At 42.7% G+C, this 3708-nt stretch carries 3 protein-coding genes and 2 pseudogenes; all 5 read left to right on the forward strand.

Translation table 11 applies throughout. The annotated features are described in order from the left end of the window. Positions 1–387 precede the first annotated feature (387 nt). The 5 genes and pseudogenes from G517_RS0111865 (at position 388) to G517_RS18920 (ending at position 3628) form a co-directional block, all read left to right on the forward strand. Entirely contained in the window at positions 388–939 is a 552-nt protein-coding gene (locus tag G517_RS0111865; protein WP_051206357.1) for a hypothetical protein, read from the forward strand. 326 nt (positions 940–1265) lie between these two features. Beyond that, a pseudogene (locus tag G517_RS20530) lies at positions 1266–1474 on the forward strand (transposase); the annotation flags it as partial. Between the two features lie 220 nt (positions 1475–1694). Then, positions 1695–2390 carry a hypothetical protein gene (locus tag G517_RS0111875; protein ID WP_028304595.1) on the forward strand — a complete coding sequence of 232 codons (696 nt, stop codon included), beginning with the start codon at positions 1695–1697 and terminating at the stop codon, positions 2388–2390. A gap of 171 nt (positions 2391–2561) precedes the next feature. Beyond that, positions 2562–2690 (forward strand): annotated as a pseudogene (locus tag G517_RS21390) (IS110 family transposase); the annotation flags it as partial. Between the two features lie 242 nt (positions 2691–2932). Beyond that, the gene (locus G517_RS18920; RefSeq protein WP_051206358.1) at positions 2933–3628 is read left to right on the forward strand and encodes a hypothetical protein; all 696 of its coding nucleotides are present in this window, start codon (positions 2933–2935) and stop codon (positions 3626–3628) included. Positions 3629–3708 lie beyond the last annotated feature (80 nt).

Below are 3708 nucleotides of genomic sequence, written 5' to 3' on the forward strand. Positions count from 1 at the left end.
TAACATCTAATAACGACATAAATCGCTAAGGATGGTGACCTTCCTACAGAGGACTTTCACCTCATTAGTTCATGCCCATGCTGGGCGTACACAAAGCTATGCACCGGAAAACAAAAGCTACGCGATTTTTTGTGCTACTCGCTGCCGCTCAAACAATAGCACAAAAAACACTCCGCTTTCGTTTCCGGTGATAGCGACGTTCAGGCTGTAGAAAACCTAACGGGTTCTGGTTATTGAGAATTTATCGCGCGCCTACGTTGATTTAAGAGTATTTGGCGATGAAAACTGCCCCAGAATTCACGTAGAAGCGCTATTTTCAGTACAAAAAATGATGAATTTTTGAGGCTGAGGTTTTTCTACAGCCTCGTTAAATGCCAAGGAGGCATCTTGTACAAATTAGAGTTTGAAAAGGGAGTAGAGAGAACAAAAGCTTTTAAGTTGGAGTGTCCGGAAATTGTATTTTCTGATGCAACGTTGCTCACTACCGAAAAAATGCAAAAATTCCCTTATTTATTAAGAGATACAGTTGGCGAAATTGGTGTTGAAGAAGTGGTGGCACAATGTCTATCGATCCACTATCGGTTATCCGATGTAATAGCTGAATTATTCGATACACCATGTTATTTCACAATTGGGCATGTAGAAACGGTTGATCGCTTAATGTTCCACCAAAGCGAGCAAGACCTTAGCGAAATATTACAATCAGGTATCAATGGTTCATCTTTGAATATACATGCTTGGTTAACATTGCCAACAATGGAAATTATGGATTTTTCATTACCTACTAGCTATGCAATTCTTAATGACATGAAAGAAGGTGTTGGCGGTCTAATTGCGACTCACGCTGATAGTCTCACAGGTGGTATGAAATACCATCCCATGTTGGTTGGTGAGGATTTTTTAAGAAAATCTGGTGGGCTAGTTGAGTTCGGCATTTAACAAGCGCATGTTGTCGGACTAGTTTTCCGCTGCGCTCCAAACCAGCCGCAAATGCGGGCGTTCAGGCTGTAGAAAAACCTCCCGAACCATGGTCTGATCGGGTTTTGAAACGCAGGAGGCGGTGATGGCTCGATTCAAACACTATGGCAACAACCAAAGTTTCGCCAGCCTTATAAGAATGATGCCGAAGGCTGCCCCGCCTACGATCCAGCCATTTTGTCAGCCGCCAGCCCCAAGCCATTGAAGACTTGTTTGAACAGGTGCTGTTGATCTGTGATCAGCAGGGGCTTTTAGGCCATGAACTCTTTGCCATTGATGGTTGTAAGATGAAGCACCGCGTCGACAGCTCCCACGGCAACAAATCTACAGCCACCGGATGTCCGCTGTCGAACCGGTCTTCGGCAACATCGGCACCAACAAAAGACTGAACCGCTTTAGCCTGAGAAGCAAAACCAAAGTACAGGGGCAATGGCAACTTTACTGCCTAGTGCACAATGTAGAAAAACTGGCAAAATACGGTCATCTCGGCCAGTAAGACAAAGTCAATACAGCCTTAGAGCAGGTACTGAAAGCGGTACGAATCGAGCTTGCAGACAGCCAAAGCCTAAAAAAGCCGGAAACACAGAATTAAGCAAGGGTTGCTGATAAAAACCAGCCATCGAAAATAAACCACAGAAGACGAGTGGTTGGTGGGAAAAGCGGGTTAGAAACAGGTTTTTCTACAGGCTCGTTAAGCATCAAAGGAAGTTCTTTAAGTGAAGTATTATTCAAATGAGTTTGATGAAGCATTAGATAGCGTGGTTCATTATCAGAAATATCCAGAAATGAAACCTTGGATTGGTTGCGACTATGCTACGTCTACAATAAAGATATTAGTTATTGGCGAAAGCCACTATTTAGACGTCGGCAGTACGTATCATCATGACCCTCAAGAATGGTATGGTGGTGTAATAGTATCAGATAAAAAAGATAGTGGATGGATTAAGACTCGAAATATCATTTCAAATGGTATCGAAAGTAAATGGAAGTCTAAGTCAAAAACGATATACAGGAACATAGAGAAAGCTCTACTCGAAAGTAGTGCAAATTTAAGCGAGCAAAAGTCGGCATTCAATACGATAGCGTTTCTCAATTACTTTCAGCGTCCTGCAGAGCAGACCGGTAAGTCAATTAAAGTATCTAAACTTGATTCAGAGGTTAGTAAAAGTGTCGTAGGTCAAGTGGTTAAAGTAATCTCTCCTGAAATTATCATCTTTACAAGTTCACTGGCGTGGGATCATGCAAAACGTAGTAACTTGATAAAAGAATTTGATAAGCAATCTATAAAGTACACACGAACGCCTCACCCAGGGATGCCATGGTGGAACCGAGTTTCTAAAGCTTATGGCAACCGTACAGGCAAACAGCATTTTGTCCATTTTGTAAATGCAGCTTTGAGAACAAATGCTTAACAAAGCATTTAAGTGATTCTCAACGCTTGGCATTTTTCATTCCATCGTTGAGTGAAGTGTTTACGGTGGTAAGGTTAAGTTTCATGGTCGCGTTGCTCACACCTTAATGCGTCGATTCACGGAGCAAGAGCGGTTATCCGCCATTCAAAGCCCGGTAGTCCTTGGTATAACTGGATACAGAGTTTGGAAAGCCGAATGCATAAAAACAAAGTGATTGTGGCATTGGCGAATAAGTTAGCGCGGATAGCTTGGGCATTGTTAGCCAAAGGCGTTCGTTATCAAAGAGTAGAGGAAGCCTGATTTTGCGCAGGTAATATCAACGATGACACAACAGGTTGAACCGTGATCTGGATACTCTGGCCCTAACATCGTTCCGATAAGAGAACGTTAAAATGATTAGAACCGGATCAGCGAAGCTCATCAGGGATAGGGTAAATACCCGAATAAAATCCGAATAGATGGCTGCAAACCTTTTTATGTTATCGGAAACTACTTGCCAAAATAGGGGCGTCCATAGATGTTAGGGCCATAGGAAACACTAGATGTACGAGAAACGATTCATCGCATTCATTGATTTGCTCGGCTTTGGAAGCCTTGTTGAGAAGAGTGCCGTTGAGCCAGATTTGCCCCAGAAGATATTGGATGCGCTTGTAACGCTTCAACCAAAAATTATTGAAGAAGACGCTTATGCGTCGATTAACTATGAAATGTGCCCCCCAGAGGAGGTTCCAGCGGTTCGTGAAGCGTTAGAACAAATGACGAAAAGTATGAAAAGCATGCATCCTGTAGTGATTACATACTTTTCAGATAGCTTGGTGTTATCAGCAAAATCAGATGATGTTATAGCTTCTCAAATGATTTTAGATCTTCTGGCCAAGCTAACTATTAAGATGTGGGTAGATCATTCTCTACTTTTGCGGGGTGGAATTACTGAAGGCGACCTCATTCACATGGAAAATGGTCCTCTTTTTGGGCCCGCCATGAACAGGGCATACTACCTAGAATCCAAAATAGCAAAGCACCCTCGAGTTATAATTGATAATGAGAGCCTAGAAAAGTACCGTTTAGCTGATACTTTTCGGTTGTTTGAGTCATTTTTCGAGAAAGACGGAGAGCTTCATTACGCTTCGTTGGGCACAGCATATCGTCATATTATTAATGATAGTTCTTTAGCGTTGTCTGGCGAAGTTGTACTAAAAAATTCCGAGATTCTCTTGCCAGCACGAGGGTGTTCATAGTTCTGTGTCACCCATTGCTTACAGATCTACGTAACCGTCGATCCGTCCTTCGAAGTGGATGCTCAGCTGCGATAGCGTCA

Source organism: Oceanospirillum maris DSM 6286, assembly GCF_000422865.1.
In the GTDB taxonomy this organism is placed as follows: domain Bacteria; phylum Pseudomonadota; class Gammaproteobacteria; order Pseudomonadales; family Halomonadaceae; genus Oceanospirillum; species Oceanospirillum maris.